We start from the raw sequence: 1,133 nt of genomic DNA, 5'->3' as shown, positions 1-1,133 counted from the left end.
TTCACTATCACCAATGTCGATACTGACGTGAAGAGCGTGGAAGTCTTTAATGGCAATGTTTCTCTAGGCTTTGCTGAGCAGATTGACGGTGTGTGGACCTTTACCGCTTCACGTAGCGATTCCGTTGGTGTTGCGGCTAGAGCCTTAGACACCACAGATCTGAATGAGGGGGACAATACTCTTACGGTCAAAGTCACCGATGCGGCGGGTAATACCAGTACCTCTGGTGAATTGACGGTGACCTTGGACACCAATTTGGCTCAACCTGTTATTGATCTGAACAGCGGCAGCGACACGGGTAATTCTAACGAAGACAACTTAACCAACGACGCCACCGCTACCTTCACCATCACCAATGTCGATTCTGACGTGAAGAGTGTGGAAGTCTTTAATGGTGATGTTTCTCTGGGTTTGGCGAAGCAGATTGACGGTGTGTGGACCTTCACCGCTTCACCTAGCGATTCCGTTGGTGTTGATCTTAAATCCTTAAGCACCGCAGGCCTGAATGAGGGGGAGAATACTCTTACAGTCAAAGTCACCGATGCGGCTGGCAATACCAGTACCTCTGGTGAATTGACGGTGACCTTGGACACCAATTTGGCTCAACCCGTTATTGATTTGAGCAGTGGCAGTGACACGGGTGATTCTAACGAAGACAACCTAACCAACGACGCCACCGCGACCTTCACTATCACCAATGTCGATACTGACGTGAAGAGCGTGGAAGTCTTTAATGGCAATGTTTCTCTAGGCTTTGCTGAGCAGATTGACGGTGTGTGGACCTTTACCGCTTCACGTAGCGATTCCGTTGGTGTTGCGGCTAGAGCCTTAGACACCACAGATCTGAATGAGGGGGACAATACTCTTACGGTCAAAGTCACCGATGCGGCGGGTAATACCAGTACCTCTGGTGAATTGACGGTGACCTTGGACACCAATTTGGCTCAACCTGTTATTGATCTGAACAGCGGCAGCGACACGGGTAATTCTAACGAAGACAACTTAACCAACGACGCCACCGCTACCTTCACCATCACCAATGTCGATTCTGACGTGAAGAGTGTGGAAGTCTTTAATGGTGATGTTTCTCTGGGTTTGGCGAAGCAGATTGACGGTGTGTGGACCTTCACCGC

General features: G+C 49.7%; 1 protein-coding gene. It reads left to right on the top strand.

The window, feature by feature from the left end; all coding sequences use genetic code 11:
• The coding region (locus tag TY87_RS22380) for an Ig-like domain-containing protein (RefSeq protein WP_198432175.1) at positions 1–1,133 on the top strand (1,133 nt) is incomplete at both ends.

The organism is Marinomonas sp. BSi20584 (assembly GCF_002792415.1).
In the GTDB taxonomy this organism is placed as follows: Bacteria; Pseudomonadota; Gammaproteobacteria; order Pseudomonadales; family Marinomonadaceae; genus Marinomonas; species Marinomonas polaris.
Note: the sequence above shows the minus strand (reverse complement) of the source record. Positions and strands in the feature narration are given on the sequence as shown.